This window comes from Streptomyces sp. NPDC055506 (assembly GCF_053643595.1).
On sequence record NZ_JBSHKH010000171.1, the window covers coordinates 1 to 14,848 of the forward strand.

The following is a 14,848-nucleotide window of genomic DNA, read 5'->3' on the forward strand; positions in this document are numbered from 1 at the left end:
GAGAACGCTCCTCGGGGCCGAGCCCTTGGCCTGGCGGGGCGGGTCAGCCCGCGCCGACACCGTCCGTGTCACCGGCAGCGGACGTCCGCTGCCCGGGCACGGCGTTCGCCAGCTCGGCGTCGGCCTCGGCGTCGACCTCGGCCTCCGCCAGGGCGGCCGCCACCCGTGACTCCTGGCCGACGTTGCGCGTCTCGGCCTTGAGCGCGAGGTCCGCGACGGCGGTGTTGAACCGTTCGAGGGAGGTCGGCTCGTCCGGGCCCAGCAGGTACTGCTTGAGCTCCTTGCGGTCCTCGGCCAGCGGATCGGCGGCCGGGTCGCGGACGGCGCCGAGCAGCTCGCCCAGTTCGGCCGCGCTGTTGGACAGGATCACCGCGGCGCGCACCGCCGTGTTGTTCCGCTTGAACTCCTCGACGCCCACCTCGGCGGAGTCCGTGACCGCGTAGGGCTTGCCGCTCGCGATGAAGTCGGAGACCACGCTGGAGATGTCGGAGACCATCGCGTCGGAGACGTTGAAGCAGTCGTACAGCCGCGGGTCGGCGCCGGTGATGACGCGGTGCTCCCAGGCGGGGAAGGAACGCCAGTAGGCGTCGTTCCACTCGGCGCGCAGCCGGGCGACCTCCTCGTGCCGGGCGACGTCGACGAGCCCGTCGCGGGTGGCCTCGGCCTCGTCGCGCCGCTCGCCGCCGGAGCCGGACAGCTGCGCGAGCCGGGCCTCGATACGGGCCAGCTCGGCCTTGGCCTCGGCCTGGACGGCCGTGTCGGCGACGAAGCGCGTGTCGATGGCGCGCTCGGCGGCGGCCTTGCGCACCAGGGCGGTGATGCGCTGATGGGCGGCGCCGGCCTCCTTGCTGACGTTGCCCGTGAACGGGTGCGGCTTGTACAGGACGCGGACCGGCGGGTCGGCCTGCACGAGCCGCTTCACGATGTTCTCGCCGGCCAGTACGACCGAGGTGTTGCCCGGGTTGCCGTCCCAGCCCTCCCAGGTGGGGGCGTAGAGCACGGTCGGGATCCGGCCGTCGGGCACGCCCTGCCAGGTCTGGATCGGGGCGAGCTGCGGGCGGCCGACCTCGACGATGTCGTCGTCGCGGACACCGACGTCGGCGATGGCGTAGCGGTCGCGGCCCGCGCGGCCGGCCGTCCACACCTCGTCGTAGACCTTGCTGTACGGGTTGACGCTGGCGAGCTTGTCGCTGTCGCCGTGGCCGATGAAGACGTGCTTGATGGTGGGCACGCGCAGCATGTGGATGTTCTTGCCGACGTTGGCCGCGTAGAGCGCGACGCGCACCGTGGACAGGTCCAGGTTCATCAGGTGCACCCCTCCGGGCACGCAGATGACGGGGACCGTGGTGGGCGCCATGTTGTTCAGGATGGCCCGCTCACGCAGGATGATCAGCGGCTTGGAGTCCAGGTTCTCCATGGTGTCCAGCCACATGTTGACCTGGTAGGCGGAGTCCTTCGAACCCGAGAAGTACAGGACCGTCTCCGGCTTGTACTCGCCCAGCCAGTCGTCGACGGCGGCCAGGACCCGCTCCGCGTTCGGCGGGATCTTCCGGCCGCGCACGTACGGCACCAGCGCCAGCACGTACAGCGTGCCGAGGGCCACCGTGATGCCGATGCCGATGAAGCCGACCAGGGCGGACTTCACCTGCGAGGCGAGCAGGATGCCGGCGACCGCGAAGAGGTCGAGGTGGAGCATCTTCTCGGCGGAGCGGTGCAGCAGCTTGCGCGGCGGGGCGTCCGGGATGCGGATGCGGGACTTCAGGTCGACGTTGCGGGTGGCGACCGGCATGCGGCGGCGGTTGCGGATGAGCTGGACCAGCGCGCCGTGCGGGGCCTGCAGACCGTAGAAGGCGATGAAGCAGGCGATCGCCCCGTAGTAGATCAGGTTGTCCGCGAGGGACAGCCGGGCCAGCAGCAGGACGAGGAGCAGCTGCCGGATCAGGAAGCGGATCGACAGCCCGGCCCGCACCTTGCTGAGGCGGTTGATCAGATAGCTGCCCTTGCGGTGCAGATAGTGGTCCGCCAGGTACGTCACGGCGGCCGCTGCCGCGAAGGCGGGGACGCTCGGGACGAGCGCGGCCAGCATGAGGGCGGGGTAGCCCGCCATCATGAGGACCGCCGCGGCCAGCTGGGCCGCACTGCCCACCCGGGCGACGCGAATAGCGGTGGATATCACGGAGAAACCTGCTCTTGGGAGGGGTGTGCCGGTCTGGTTCGGAAATGCGGCTGGTCTGTGAATATTCGCGGGACGGTATGGATTCAGGCCCCTGCGAACACCCCTGTCGACGAACTTCGTTAACAGGAGAGCGCAGAGGCCTGAATTACCGGAGGCTATTTGGCGCCAATTATTACACGCCGTCCTGCCGGTCCAGAACCGTGGCGAGGGCCTGCTCGAAGCCGGACGCCCGGGCTGCGCCGGCCGTCGGGTCCTGCTGGCGGACGTCGATGACATGGCCGGTCAACTCGGACAGCAGCACGTCGAGCGAGGTGCGGGCCACGGCCTCGGAGGACAGCAGGGAACCCGAGGGCTCCTGGCCGAAAGCCTTGGTGCGCATGGGGGTGGCGGTGCGCTCGGGGTTGATGCAGTTGACGCGGACTCCGTCGCCGGCCCACTCGTCGGACAGGGCCTGGGTGAGGTTCACCATGGCGGCCTTGGTCGAGGAGTACAGGCTGTACTCGGCGCGACCGCGGGTGTAGCTGCTGGAGGTGTACAGCAGCAGCTGGCCGTTGGTCTCGGACAGGTACTTGTACGACGAACGGGCGATCTGCACCGGGGCCAGGTAGTTGACCTTCAGCGCCTCCTCGATGGTGGCGTTGTCGGTCTCGGCGAGCTTGCCTATGCGCAGCACGCCGGCGGTGTTGACCACGTAGTCGATGCGGCCGGTCTCGGCGTACGCCTTGGACAGGGCGTCGTCGACCTCCTCCGGGTTCTCCACGTGGGTACCGGTGGTGGAGCGGCCGAGCGCGTAGACCTTGGCGCCGTAGGACTCGGCGAGCTCGCCGATGTCCTTGCCGATGCCGTAGGAGCCGCCGAAGACGACCATCGTCTTGCCGGTGAGGAGCTCGCGGTAGGCCTCCTCGGAGACCTGCTCGGGCGCGGCGGTCGAGGCGAGCTGGAAGAGCTTGTCGGCGATGAAGACGTCGACGGGCTGCGTGACCTTCATGTTGTACTCGTCACCCGCGACGACGTGGATCGGCACGTCCGGCAGGTACTTGAGCACGACGGAGCAGTCGTCGGTGGCCTGGAAGTTGGGGTCGTTCGAGGCGACCTCGTAGGCCCGCTTGATCGTGGACAGCTTGAAGGCCTGCGGGGTCTGGCCGCGGCGCAGCCGGGAGCGGTCCGGGATCTCGGTGATGAACTCGCCGTCCTCGCCGTGCGTGCGCGTGACGATGATGGTGTCGGCGGAGGGGATGGCCACGTCGACGGCCTGGTAGCGCTCCAGCGCGACGACGCAGTCGTCGATGACGCGCTGCGACAGCAGGGGGCGCACCGCGTCGTGGAAGAGGACGTTGGCGTCCTCGCCCTCGGCCAGGCCCTCGCCCAGCGCGGCGATGGCGCGCTCGGTGGTCTCGTTCCGCGTGGAGCCGCCCTCGATGATCTTCGAGACCTTCTTGAATCCGGCCTTCGCCACGATCTTCTCGATGTCGGGCACGTAGCCCTGCGCCATCAGCACGATGACGTCGTCGATCGAGTCGGCGTTCTCGAAGGTGGTCAGCGTGTGCTCGATGACTGCCTTGCCGGCGATCTTCAGCAGCTGCTTGGGGATCGACAGACCAACGCGCTGACCGGTACCACCAGCCAGGATCACTGCGGTGGTACGGGGCTTGGCTATGTGCTGGGACACAGGTGACCTACCTCGGGGCGACAGGGAACTTGGAAATGGTCCCACTTGTGGTTACCGCAGTGCAAGGTGAGCGACCTTCGCCACATATGTGCGCGCAACCTGCCATTCACCTGGGGGTGCCGGTGATTGGTGAGACGACTCCGTGAACGCCCTCGAAATGCGCTGTGAGTAACTCCACAGAAGCACAGCGACGTCGGAGCCGTGTGAGACGGCGATGTCCGGTGCACGGTACGCGCCTTGGCGGTGCCGCGAAGAACCCGATCGCCGTGTCAGTCGTCACGCACCGGTGCCTCGGGCCGGTAGCACGGGCCGGACAAGTCTCGAATACCGCTCGTTCAGCCGCCCATTGCCGCGGAATTCTCGGTAAAGATTCCGCAGCTTTTCGATCTCGGTCGGAGCAAGGGAAGAGCCGGAAGAGCCCGGGACTCCGATGAGTCCCAGGCTCCCGTCCGTTCCGTGGTCAAAAGGCCGTCAGACCACCTCGACGCCCGGCCGGCCCGCCTCGACCCGCAGCCTCGCCTGCGTGCGCGGTGTCGAGGTCGGCTGCCGCACGGTGTCGACCACCCTCACCTGCGCGTCGATGCCGTCCCGGCGGACATCGAAGAGGTGGTAGCCGCGGTACGCGTCGAGCAGCTTCCAGTGCGGGTTGTCCGGGCGCCGCGGGTCCCACTCCTTGCGGAACGCCTCCTGGTCCTGGTCGCCGTTGCTGGAGATGGAGGTGCCCACGAACTCGGCGCCGACGACTTCGGAGTCCGGGTCGGCGTAGTCCTCCTTGAGGTCGCTGATCATCGTCAGGTGCCGGTCGCCGGAGAGCACCACGGGGTTGCGGACCTGCTTGAACTCCTGGAGGAACCGGTTGCGTTCGGCCTGGTAGCCGTCCCAGGCGTCGTAGAACCAGAGCTTGCCCTCGCCGACCTTGAGGTCCGTCTCGGCCATCATGATCTGGGAGGCGATCAGGTTCCAGCGGGCGGGCGAGTTCTGGAGCCCGTCCAGCAGCCACCGCTTCTGCTGCGCGCCCAGCATGGTCAGCGACGGGTCCTGGGCCCCGGCCTGGCTGGTGGCCTGGTCGCTGCGGTACTGCCGGGTGTCCAGGACGTTGAGCCGGGCCAGGCGGCCGAACTCCAGGCGGCGGTGCATCCGGATGTGCGGGCCGTCGGGGACGGCGGTGGCACGGACCGGCATGTGCTCGTAGAACGCCTGGTAGGCCGCGGTCAGCCGGGCCACGAACGCGTCGTGCGGCTGCTTGTCCGGGTCCTGCGGGATCTCGCCCGCGAAGTCGTTGTCCACCTCGTGGTCGTCGAAGGTCACCACGAAGGGCGCGTTCGCGTGCATCGCCGCGAGGTCCGGGTCGGTCCGGTACTGGGCGTACCGGTTGCGGTACTGGACGAGGCTGAACGGCTCGCCGGTCCCCTCGTGCCGCCGCAGGGCCGTCGCCGAGGGCGTGGACTCGTAGATGTAGTCGCCGACGAAGACCACGACGTCGGGGTCCTGATCAAGCATGTCTGCGTATGGCGTGAAATAGCCGTGCTGCCAGTTCTGGCAGGAGGCGAGGGCCATGCGCAGGGAGCCACCGGAGCTGTAGGGGTGGGGCGCGGTGCGGGTGCGGCCGACGGGCGAGAGCTGCCCGCTGGTGCGAAAGCGGTACCAGTACGTACGGTCCGCGCGCAGCCCGCGTACGTCCACGTGAACGCTGTGCCCGTACTCGGGCCGGGCCTGGGCTGTGCCCCGGCGGACGAGCTTTCTGAACCGGGGGTCCTCCGCGAGCTGCCACTCCACCGGCACCACCCGGTCGGGCATCCCCCCGCCGTTCAGCGGTTCGGGGGCGAGCCTGGTCCACAGCACTATGCCGTCAGGCAGCGGGTCACCTGAGGAGACGCCGAGGCTGAACACACCGTCGGGGAGCGGCGTCTCGGCCGCGCGGGCGGCGGCCGGAAGCCACAGCTGGGCGGAGGCGGCGGCGCCGAGCACCGCGGCACCTGCGGTCAGAAAGCGGCGTCGGTCGGGCGATCCTGCTGTCATCGGCTGACTCCCTTACCTCGCTGGCCACTTGGACACTGGGAAGCTTCACGCTCGCGGGCGACCCGCCCGCTGAACGCCGGGGTTCACGTACATGACAACTAAGCAGACAAAAGGAGACCCGCCGCCAGCACCGGAACAAGCCGTTGCCGGGACGGGTCTGACGGATGATCAGTCGGCGAAGACGGTACCGAGCCGAGCGTCCGTGGGGGTGGTGCCGAGGAGCGTGTTGCCGAAGGTCGTGGTGCCGTTCGGGCTCACGACGGTGGTCGGGCCGGACCGGAAGTACCAGACGGACCCGGCGTTGCCGTTCTCCCCCGTCGCGCCGGCGGCCAGGTCGGCCAGGCCGTCGTGGTTCGCGTCGGCGAGGTGGACGGACTTGCCGAACGCGTCGCCCTTCTCGGCGGTGCCCGGCACGTTGGGCGTGTTCTGCGTGACGGCCTGGGCACCGGTGCCGGTGAGCCCCTTGGCGGAGCCGCGCAGCACGACGACCGCGCCCGCGTCGGCCACACCGTCCAGGTCCTCGCCGGGCAGCCCGGTCGCCACGTCCGGATATCCGTCGCCGTTGACGTCGCCGACCCGGACATCGGTCCCGAAGCCGTCGCCCGCCTCGGCACTGCCGGGCACGCCCGGGCTGTCCTGGTTGAGGTGCGTGACCTTGGTGCCGTCCGGCCCGTTCGAGGTGCCCGGGATCCAGCTGACCCTGCCGCCCTTGGCGGCGGGGGTGTCGAGGTCGCTGTCGTAGCCGGTGACGGCCCGGCCGACCACGATGTCGTCGACACCGTCCTGGTCGACGTCCCCGATGTCGAGGTTCTCGCCGCCCTGGATCCGGTAGCCGTCGGCGCCCTCCACGGTGATGTACGGCTTCAGTCCCTGCCGGGAGCCCGGCCAGTACACGACCCGGCGGGCGTCCCACTCGTCGCCGTCGTTCTGGGTGGCGGCGACGTCCGTGACACCGTCGCCGTTGACGTCGCCGGTGGCCAGGTCGAGGACGCGGGTGTCGAACTCGTCCCGCAGGATCTGCTCGTCGCCGGACGTGGAGCCGTCCCGGGTGAACGGGCCGCTCACCACGCGCAGGTTGAACTGGTTCTCCACGGTCACCAGGTCCACGGCACCGTCGCCGCCGACGTCCCCGAGGGCCAGACGCCCCTGGGCGCCGAGCCCGTCGTGCTCCTTCCCCGTGGCCAGTACGGCACCGCCGGACAGGCCCTGCGGGCCGCCCCACAGCACCTCGGCAAGACCGGAGTCGATGCCGCCGTCGGCCGTGTCCTCGCGGCCGGCGCCGACGACCAGGTCCGCGTACCCGTCGCGGTCGACGTCGGCGGTGGCGAGGGTGCTGCCGAACGCGTCGTCCGTCTCGGCGCTGCCGGGCACGCCGGCCGTGTTCTGGCTGAACACCTGCCGCTTCGTCGTGTTCAGCCCGTTCGCCGTGCCGTAGACGACGGCGACGTAACCGGCGCCCTTCTTGCCGCCGACGGTCGCGGCCGGGGCGGCCACGGCGAGATCGGCGTAGCCGTCACCGTTGAAGTCGTCACGCGGACGCTCGGCGCCGGGCGTGGCGCTCGGGGGCGCGGCGTGGGCGGCGGGGACCGCGAGGGCGCCCGTGAGGAGTACGAGGCCGGTGGCGATGGCGAGCCGGCCGCGGCGGGAACGGAAGCGCGCGCTCATCGGGCGAAGCCCGAGCCGAGGGCGGAGCCGTCCGCGACCGTGCCGAGCGTGCCCGCGCCGAAGCTGACCGAGCCGGTGGCGGTGGGGGCGTTGACAGGGTTCGGGAACGCCCAGACTCCCCCGTCCCGGTTCTCGCCGGTCGCACCCGCGAACAGCTCGGCCCGGCCGTCGCCGTTGACGTCGAGCAGCTTGGTGTCGCCGCCGAAGAAGTCGTTCTGCTCCGCCTCGCCCGGGACGTTCTTGGTGTTCTGGTTCAGGCTGAAGGCGCCGTTGCCGCTCAGCCCGGACTTGCCGCCGCGCAGGACGGTGACCTGGCCGGCCGCCCACACCTCTCCGATGTCCTCGCTGGAGCTGCCGGTGGAGACGTCCGCGTAGCCGTCGGCGTTGATGTCGCCGACGGAGATGCTCCCGCCGAAGCCGTCGGCCCACTCCGAACCGCCCGGCACACCGGGGGTGTCCTGCGTGATGATCGTCGTACGGGAGGTGTCGGGGCCGTCGGCCGAGCCGTGCACCACGCCGATCTGGCCGCCCTTCAGCAGCGGGTCGTCCAGGTCGGTTTCGCCGAAGCCGTCGTTCGAACGGCCGATGACGAGGTCGGCGAACCCGTCCTTGTCCACGTCACCGACGCCGAGGCTCTCGCCGCCGCGCATGCGCGTGCCGTCGGGGTTCTTCAGCTCGACGGGCTTGCTCAGGCCGTCCGGCGTGCCGCGCAGATAGACCGCGCGACGGTGCCTGTAGTCGGGGTCGTGCATGTCGTCGTCGCTGTCGTCGTGGATGAGCGCGACCAGGTCGGTGATGCCGTCGTGGTCGACGTCGCCCGCGGCCACGTCGTCCGTGACGTACTTGGGCTCCAGGGCGAGGGTGCGGCTGCTCGCGGCGCCGCCGGTGCGGTCGAACGGCCCGGACAGCAGGCGGTTACCGGTGGCGAGGTCCAGATGACCGTCGCTGTCGAAGTCGCCGAGCGCCGGGGTCTTGGGGTCGACCCGGTCCTCCTCGGTGCCGGTGGCGACGGCCGTGCCGCCGGACAGGCCCTGCTTCCCGCCCCACAGCACGGCGAGCGTGCCGGCGGAGGTGACCTCACCGACGTCCTCGCCCGGGGCGCCGACGACCAGGTCGGCGTAGCCGTCGCCGTCGAGGTCACCGGCGGCGATGCCCTCGCCGTAGTAGTCGTCGGCCTCCGCCGCACCCGGTATGCCCGGGGAGTTCTGGCTGACGACCTGCATGTGGCCGAGGTCGAGGCCCTTGGCCGAGCCGTACACGACGGCCACGTATCCGGCCCGGGCCTTCCCGTCGACCTTGCCGTACGGGGCGGCGACCGCCAGGTCCTGGTAGCCGTCGCCGTTGAAGTCGTCGTGGAGCTTCGAGGCGGCGGCCGGGGCGGCGTCGGCCGCCCCGGCGGCCTGCGCGGCCACGGGGGCGGTGACGGCGGCTGCGACGGCGATGGCCGCCGCGACTCCGATGCCTCGGCCGGTCCTGCGCTTGCTCGTGGACTGGGGCACGTACGTCAACTCCGTTGATCGCATGGGCAGTTGCTATGCGGCAAGGAACAAGATCCTCATCCGCTCTGCCCTGTACGACACCCCGGAGAACGACTTGGTTGCATCAAAGTCGGTCGCGAATTTGCGCTTTGTTAACTCAGAAGGGCTCGAAGTCGTCGAACTCCTGCTGCGCCTCGTCCCTCTCGGCCTGCCGGTCCCTACGGCGCTGCGCGGCCGGGCGCTCCCCCTCGAACCGGTGGTCCTCACCCCGTCGGCCCAGCATCTCCGCCCCGGCCGTCAGGGACGGCTCCCAGTCGAAGACGACCGCGTTGTCCTCGGGTCCGATGGCGACGCCGTCGCCGCCCCGGGCACCCGCCTTCACCAGCGACTCCTCGACACCGAGCCGGTTGAGCCGGTCCGCCAGGTACCCGACCGCCTCGTCGTTGTTGAAGTCGGTCTGCCGCACCCAGCGCTCGGGCTTCTCGCCGCGCACCCGGAACAGGCCGTCGGCCTCGCGGGTCACGGTGAAGCCCGTGTCGTCCACGGCCTTGGGCCGGATCACGATCCGGGTGGCCTCTTCCTTCGGCTTCGCCGCCCGGGACTTGGCCACGAGCTCCGCGAGTGCGAAGGACAGCTCCTTCAGCCCCAGATGCGCCACGGCCGACACCTCGAACACGCGGTACCCGCGCGCCTCCAGGTCGGGCCGCACCATTTCGGCCAGGTCCTTGCCGTCCGGTACGTCCGTCTTGTTCAGGACGACGATCCGCGGGCGGTTGTCCAGCCCGCCGTACTGCCGCAGCTCCTCCTCGATGATGTCGAGATCGGAGGCCGGGTCGCGGTCCGACTCCAGCGTGGCGGTGTCCAGGACGTGCACGAGCACGCTGCACCGCTCCACATGCCGCAGGAACTCCAGGCCCAGGCCCTTGCCCTGGCTGGCCCCGGGGATCAGACCGGGCACGTCGGCGATCGTGTACACGGTCGAACCGGCCGTGACGACACCGAGGTTCGGCACGAGCGTGGTGAAGGGGTAGTCGGCGATCTTCGGCCGGGCCGCGCTCAGCACCGAGATCAGGGACGACTTGCCGGCACTCGGATATCCCACGAGCGCCACGTCGGCGACGGTCTTCAGCTCCAGGACGACGTCCTGGAGGTCCCCCGGCTCGCCGAGCAGCGCGAAGCCGGGCGCCTTGCGCCGCGCGGAGGCCAGCGCCGCGTTGCCGAGCCCGCCCCGGCCGCCCTGCGCGGCGACGAAGGACGTGCCGTGCCCGACCAGGTCGGCGAGGACGTTGCCCGCCTTGTCCAGCACCACCGTGCCGTCCGGCACCGCGAGCACCAGGTCCTGCCCGTCCTTGCCGGAGCGGTTGCCGCCCTCGCCGGGCTTGCCGTTGGTGGCCTTGCGGTGCGGGGAGTGGTGGTAGTCGAGAAGCGTGGTGATCGACTGGTCGACGGTGAGGATCACGTCGCCGCCGCGACCGCCGTTGCCGCCGTCCGGCCCGCCCAGGGGCTTGAACTTCTCACGGTGGACGGAGGCACAGCCGTGGCCTCCGTTACCCGCGGCGACATGCAGCTCGACGCGGTCCACGAAGGTGGTCATGGTGTGTGCCTCCAGTTGCGTACGTATGTGTACGAGGTTGTACGGGGTTGTTCTCTGCCCAACACGCGAAAGGCGGACCCGCTTCCCGTGAGGGAAGTGAGGTCCGCCTCGCGAAAGCTTCCGGTCAGGCGACCGGAACGATGTTCACGACCTTGCGGCCACGGTGGGTGCCGAACTGCACCGAACCGGCGGCCAGGGCGAACAGCGTGTCGTCGCCGCCACGGCCGACGCCGGAGCCCGGGTGGAAGTGGGTGCCACGCTGACGGACCAGGATCTCACCAGCGTTGACGACCTGACCGCCGAAGCGCTTCACGCCGAGCCGCTGGGCATTGGAGTCGCGACCGTTCCGAGTGGACGATGCGCCCTTCTTGTGTGCCATTTCTCCTCAGTCCCTTACTTCGCAGCCGCGGGGATCTCAGTGACCTTGATCGCCGTGTACTGCTGGCGGTGGCCCTGGCGACGGCGGTAACCGGTCTTGTTCTTGTAGCGCAGAATGTCGATCTTCTGGCCCTTGTGGTGGTCCACGATCTCAGCCTGGACCTTGATGCCGGCCAGCACCCACGGGTCGCTGGTCACGGAGTCGCCGTCGACCACGAGCAGGGTCGAGAGCTCGACCGTGTCGCCAACCTTGGCGGTGGAAATCTTGTCAACCTCAACGATGTCGCCGACAGCAACCTTGTGCTGGCGACCACCGCTGCGCACGATGGCGTACACGCGGAACTCTCTCTCGCTCGGGAAACGGCACCCCCGCAGGCCAGCCGCCCGACTCAGCGAGCAGCCTCTCCTGGGCGCCCGGCGCCCGGAGGGTGAGGTTTACGGGGATGTGACGTGTCAGTCGACACGCCGACGGTCAAGGTTACGGGGCCCCGGCCGAGGGGGTCAAACCGAGGCCGGTCCGCCGCCTGTGCGACCGGTCACGCCGGTCGCACAGGGGCGGGATGTCAGCCCTCGTCGGTGGAGGCGGAGACGGAGGCCGCGGAGGACACCGTCTGCTCCGCCGCCACGGTCTTCTTCGACGCGGTCTTCTTCGCGGCGGTCTTGGTGGTCGCCGCCTTCTTGGCCGTCGTCTTCTTCGCCGCGGTCTTCTTCGCCGCGGTCTTCTTGGTGGCGGCCTTCTTCGCGGTGGCCTTCTTGGCCGTCTTGCGGGCCGTCTTCTTGGCCGGAGCCGCCTCCTCAGCGGCCGGGGCCTCCTGAGACGCCTCCTCCGCGGCCGACGACACGACCACGACGGCCGCCTCCTCGGACGCGGTGGACGCGGTGGGCTTGCGCACGGCACGGCGCCGCGGACGGGCCGGGGCGGCACTCTCGGCGGGCGCCTCGACGGCCTGCTCGGGCTGTTCGGCCTGCTCGGGCGCCTCCGCGGCCTCGGACGCGGCGGGCGCGGTCTCGGAGACCGTCACCACGGTCGCCTCCGCCCCCGCCGGAGAACCGGCGGGCGCCGACACCTTGCGCGTCGCCCGCCGACGGCCACGGCCCTTGGGCGCGGCCTCCTCGGCGGCCGGGGCCTCGACCACCGGGTCCTCGACGGCCATCGGCTCGGCCTGTGCCTCGGCGGCCGGCTCCGGCTGCACCGGACGGGCGACCTCCTCGGCGGCGGTCACGTCCTGAGCCGTCGGCACCTCGGGCTCGGCCTGCTCGGCCCTGCCCCTGCCCTTCCCGGCCTTCGGCTCGGCCGTCTCACCGCGCGGCGAACCCGCCGGAGCGGATGCCCGCCGGCTCGCCCGGCGCCGCGTACGCCCACGCGAGGCCGCGGCCTCGGCCTCGGCGGCGCTGCTGTACAGCTCCTCGTCGGGCTCGAAGGACGGCTCGGGCAGGGCGATCGGCTCGGCGATCTCGGCACCGACCTCCGCCTCGGTCTCCGCCTCCTCCTCCGCGGTCTCGACGGCGGCCGCCTCGTGGACGTGCGGCTGCTCGGCGGCACCGGCACGCGCGCGCTTCTTGCGCTTGCCGCCGCCTCCGCCACCGGCGCCGGTCGGCTGCTCCATGTGCACGATGACACCGCGGCCGTTGCAGTGGACGCAGGTCTCGGAGAAGGACTCCAGCAGCCCCTGCCCGACCCGCTTGCGGGTCATCTGCACGAGCCCCAGCGAGGTCACCTCGGCGACCTGGTGCTTCGTACGGTCCCGGCCCAGGCACTCCAGCAGGCGCCGCAGCACCAGGTCCCGGTTGGACTCCAGCACCATGTCGATGAAGTCGATGACGATGATGCCGCCGAGGTCGCGCAGCCGCAGCTGGCGCACGATCTCCTCGGCCGCCTCCAGGTTGTTCCTGGTGACGGTCTCCTCGAGGTTGCCGCCCTGACCGGTGAACTTGCCGGTGTTGACGTCGACCACGACCATCGCCTCGGTCCGGTCGATCACCAGCGAGCCGCCGCTGGGCAGCCAGACCTTGCGGTCCAGGGCCTTGGCGAGCTGCTCGTCGATGCGGTACGTGGCGAAGACGTCGACCTCGGAGGTCCACTTCGACAGCCGCTCGGCCAGGTCGGGGGCGACGTGCGAGACGTACCCGTGGATGGTCGACCAGGCCTCGTCACCGCTGACGACGACCTTGGAGAAGTCCTCGTTGAAGATGTCGCGCACGACCCGGACCGTCATGTCCGGCTCGCCGTACAGCAGCGTCGGCGCGTTGCCGCTCTTCGCCTTCTTCTGGATGTCCTCCCACTGCTGCTGCAGCCGCTCGACGTCCCGGCGCAGCTCGTCCTCGCTCGCGCCCTCGGCGGCGGTGCGCACGATGACGCCCGCGTCCTCGGGGACGATCTTCTTGAGGATGGTCTTCAGCCGGGCCCGCTCGGTGTCGGGCAGCTTGCGGCTGATGCCGGTCATGGAGCCCTCGGGGACGTACACGAGGTAGCGGCCCGGCAGGGAGACCTGGCTGGTCAGACGGGCGCCCTTGTGCCCGATGGGGTCCTTCGTCACCTGGACGAGCACGGACTGCCCGGACTTCAGGGCGGACTCGATGCGCCGCGGCCCGTTGGCCATGCCCAGCGCCTCGAAGTTGACCTCACCGGCGTACAGCACCGCGTTGCGGCCCTTGCCGATGTCGATGAAGGCGGCCTCCATGGACGGCAGCACGTTCTGGACCTTGCCCAGGTACACGTTGCCGACGTACGAGGTCGACTGCTCCTTGTTGACGTAGTGCTCGACGAGCACGTTGTCCTCGAGGACGCCGATCTGCGTGCGGTCGCCGTGCTGGCGGACGACCATCACGCGCTCGACGGCCTCGCGCCGGGCCAGGAACTCTGCCTCGGTGATGATCGGGACGCGCCGGCGGCCCTGCTCGCGGCCTTCGCGGCGGCGCTGCTTCTTGGCCTCCAGACGGGTCGAGCCCTTGATGGACTGCACCTCGTCGGACGGCTCGGCCTTCGGCCGGGGCTCGCGGACCTTGACGACCGTGCGCTCCGGGTCGTCCTCGGAGGTCTCGGACTCGGTGCCGCTGTCACCGGCGCGGCGACGGCGGCGACGGCGCCGGCGGCTGCTGCTGGAGCCGCCCCCGCCGGACGACTCGTCACGGTCGGCGGCCTCGTCGGAGTCCTCGTCCTCCTCGGCCGTGTCCTCGGCGTCCTGGGCCGCGCCCTGCTCGGACTCGTCGTCCGTGGTCTCGTCGGAGTCGGCGGAGTCGCCACGCCGACGGCGGCGACCGCCCCGGCGACGGCGGCGGCGCGAGCCGCTCCCCTCGGACTCCTCCTGCTCATCGCCGTCGGCGGAGTCCTCGGCGTCCTCCGGCTCCTCGTCGGCGCTCGGAGCGGCGGCGGCCTCGGCGGCCGGGGCCTCGGACTCGTCGCCGGCACCGCGGCGGCGACGCCGGCGGCGCGACCCGCCGGACTGCTCCTCGCGGGGAGCCTCGGCGGACGCCGGCTCCTCGGTCTCCTCGGGCTCCTCGGCCACGGCCGCCTCGGCGGCGGCAGCGGCGGCGGCCCGCTCCGGCGTCTGGAACTGGGGCTCGGTGAACACGGGCGCCTGGAACACGGCGACGGCCGGACGCGCGGGGCGCAGGGCCGACTCGCTGTCGCCGGCAGCGGTGTCGGTGGCCGCGGCGGCGGACTTCGAGGACTTCGACGACCTCGGGGACCGGGCGGGCTCGGCGAAACCGCCGGCGGCCTTGCGGGCGACCCGGCGACGACGCCGCGGAGCGGCATCCTAGGCGGCCTCGGCGGGTTCCGCGGCAGGGGCGGCCTCGGCGGGGGCCTCGGGCGCGGGCGCGGCCTCGGAGGCGGGGGCCTCGGAGACACGGGCGGGCTCGGCGGCGGG

General features: G+C 71.0%; 8 protein-coding genes and 1 pseudogene. All 9 read right to left on the reverse strand.

Going from position 1 to position 14,848, the window contains the following annotated elements; all coding sequences use genetic code 11:
- Window positions 1-43: 43 nt before the first annotated feature.
- Complete coding sequence (locus ACWIF2_RS36970) at window positions 44-2,146, reverse strand: hypothetical protein (protein ID WP_454365572.1); 2,103 nt, start codon at window positions 2,144-2,146, stop codon at window positions 44-46.
- A 202-nt stretch (window positions 2,147-2,348) separates the two neighbouring features.
- Window positions 2,349-3,845, reverse strand: coding sequence for a D-ribitol-5-phosphate cytidylyltransferase (locus ACWIF2_RS36975; RefSeq protein WP_454365562.1), 1,497 nt, complete (start codon window positions 3,843-3,845; stop codon window positions 2,349-2,351).
- Between the two features lie 471 nt (window positions 3,846-4,316).
- A complete protein-coding gene (locus tag ACWIF2_RS36980; protein ID WP_454365564.1) occupies window positions 4,317-5,864 on the reverse strand; it encodes an alkaline phosphatase D family protein in 1,548 nt (515 codons plus the stop codon).
- Window positions 5,865-6,032: 168 nt separating this feature from the next.
- Entirely contained in the window at window positions 6,033-7,529 is a 1,497-nt protein-coding gene (locus ACWIF2_RS36985; RefSeq protein WP_454365566.1) for an FG-GAP repeat protein, read from the reverse strand.
- Complete coding sequence (locus ACWIF2_RS36990; RefSeq protein WP_454365568.1) at window positions 7,526-9,052, reverse strand: FG-GAP-like repeat-containing protein; 1,527 nt, start codon at window positions 9,050-9,052, stop codon at window positions 7,526-7,528. Before ACWIF2_RS36990 ends, ACWIF2_RS36985 begins: the two co-directional genes overlap by 4 nt.
- Before the next feature lie 112 nt (window positions 9,053-9,164).
- Complete coding sequence (gene obgE / locus ACWIF2_RS36995; protein WP_454365570.1) at window positions 9,165-10,601, reverse strand: GTPase ObgE; 1,437 nt, start codon at window positions 10,599-10,601, stop codon at window positions 9,165-9,167.
- Window positions 10,602-10,725: 124 nt separating this feature from the next.
- Entirely contained in the window at window positions 10,726-10,980 is a 255-nt protein-coding gene (gene rpmA, locus ACWIF2_RS37000) for a 50S ribosomal protein L27 (protein ID WP_031130899.1), read from the reverse strand.
- Between the two features lie 14 nt (window positions 10,981-10,994).
- Window positions 10,995-11,315 carry a 50S ribosomal protein L21 gene (gene rplU / locus ACWIF2_RS37005; protein ID WP_382493651.1) on the reverse strand — a complete coding sequence of 107 codons (321 nt, stop codon included), beginning with the start codon at window positions 11,313-11,315 and terminating at the stop codon, window positions 10,995-10,997.
- 227 nt (window positions 11,316-11,542) lie between these two features.
- Window positions 11,543-14,848: pseudogene (locus ACWIF2_RS37010) on the reverse strand (Rne/Rng family ribonuclease); the annotation flags it as partial.

Excerpts from the sequence above, each read along its gene's own strand:
- ACWIF2_RS36980 (WP_454365564.1), bottom strand. The coding sequence starts at position 5,864 with ATGACAGCAGGATCGCCCGACCGACGCCGCTTTCTGACCGCAGGTGCC.
- ACWIF2_RS36985 (WP_454365566.1), bottom strand. The coding sequence starts at position 7,529 with ATGAGCGCGCGCTTCCGTTCCCGCCGCGGCCGGCTCGCCATCGCCACC.
- ACWIF2_RS36990 (WP_454365568.1), bottom strand. The coding sequence starts at position 9,052 with ATGCGATCAACGGAGTTGACGTACGTGCCCCAGTCCACGAGCAAGCGC.
- obgE (WP_454365570.1), bottom strand. The coding sequence starts at position 10,601 with ATGACCACCTTCGTGGACCGCGTCGAGCTGCATGTCGCCGCGGGTAAC.
- rpmA (WP_031130899.1), bottom strand. The coding sequence starts at position 10,980 with ATGGCACACAAGAAGGGCGCATCGTCCACTCGGAACGGTCGCGACTCC.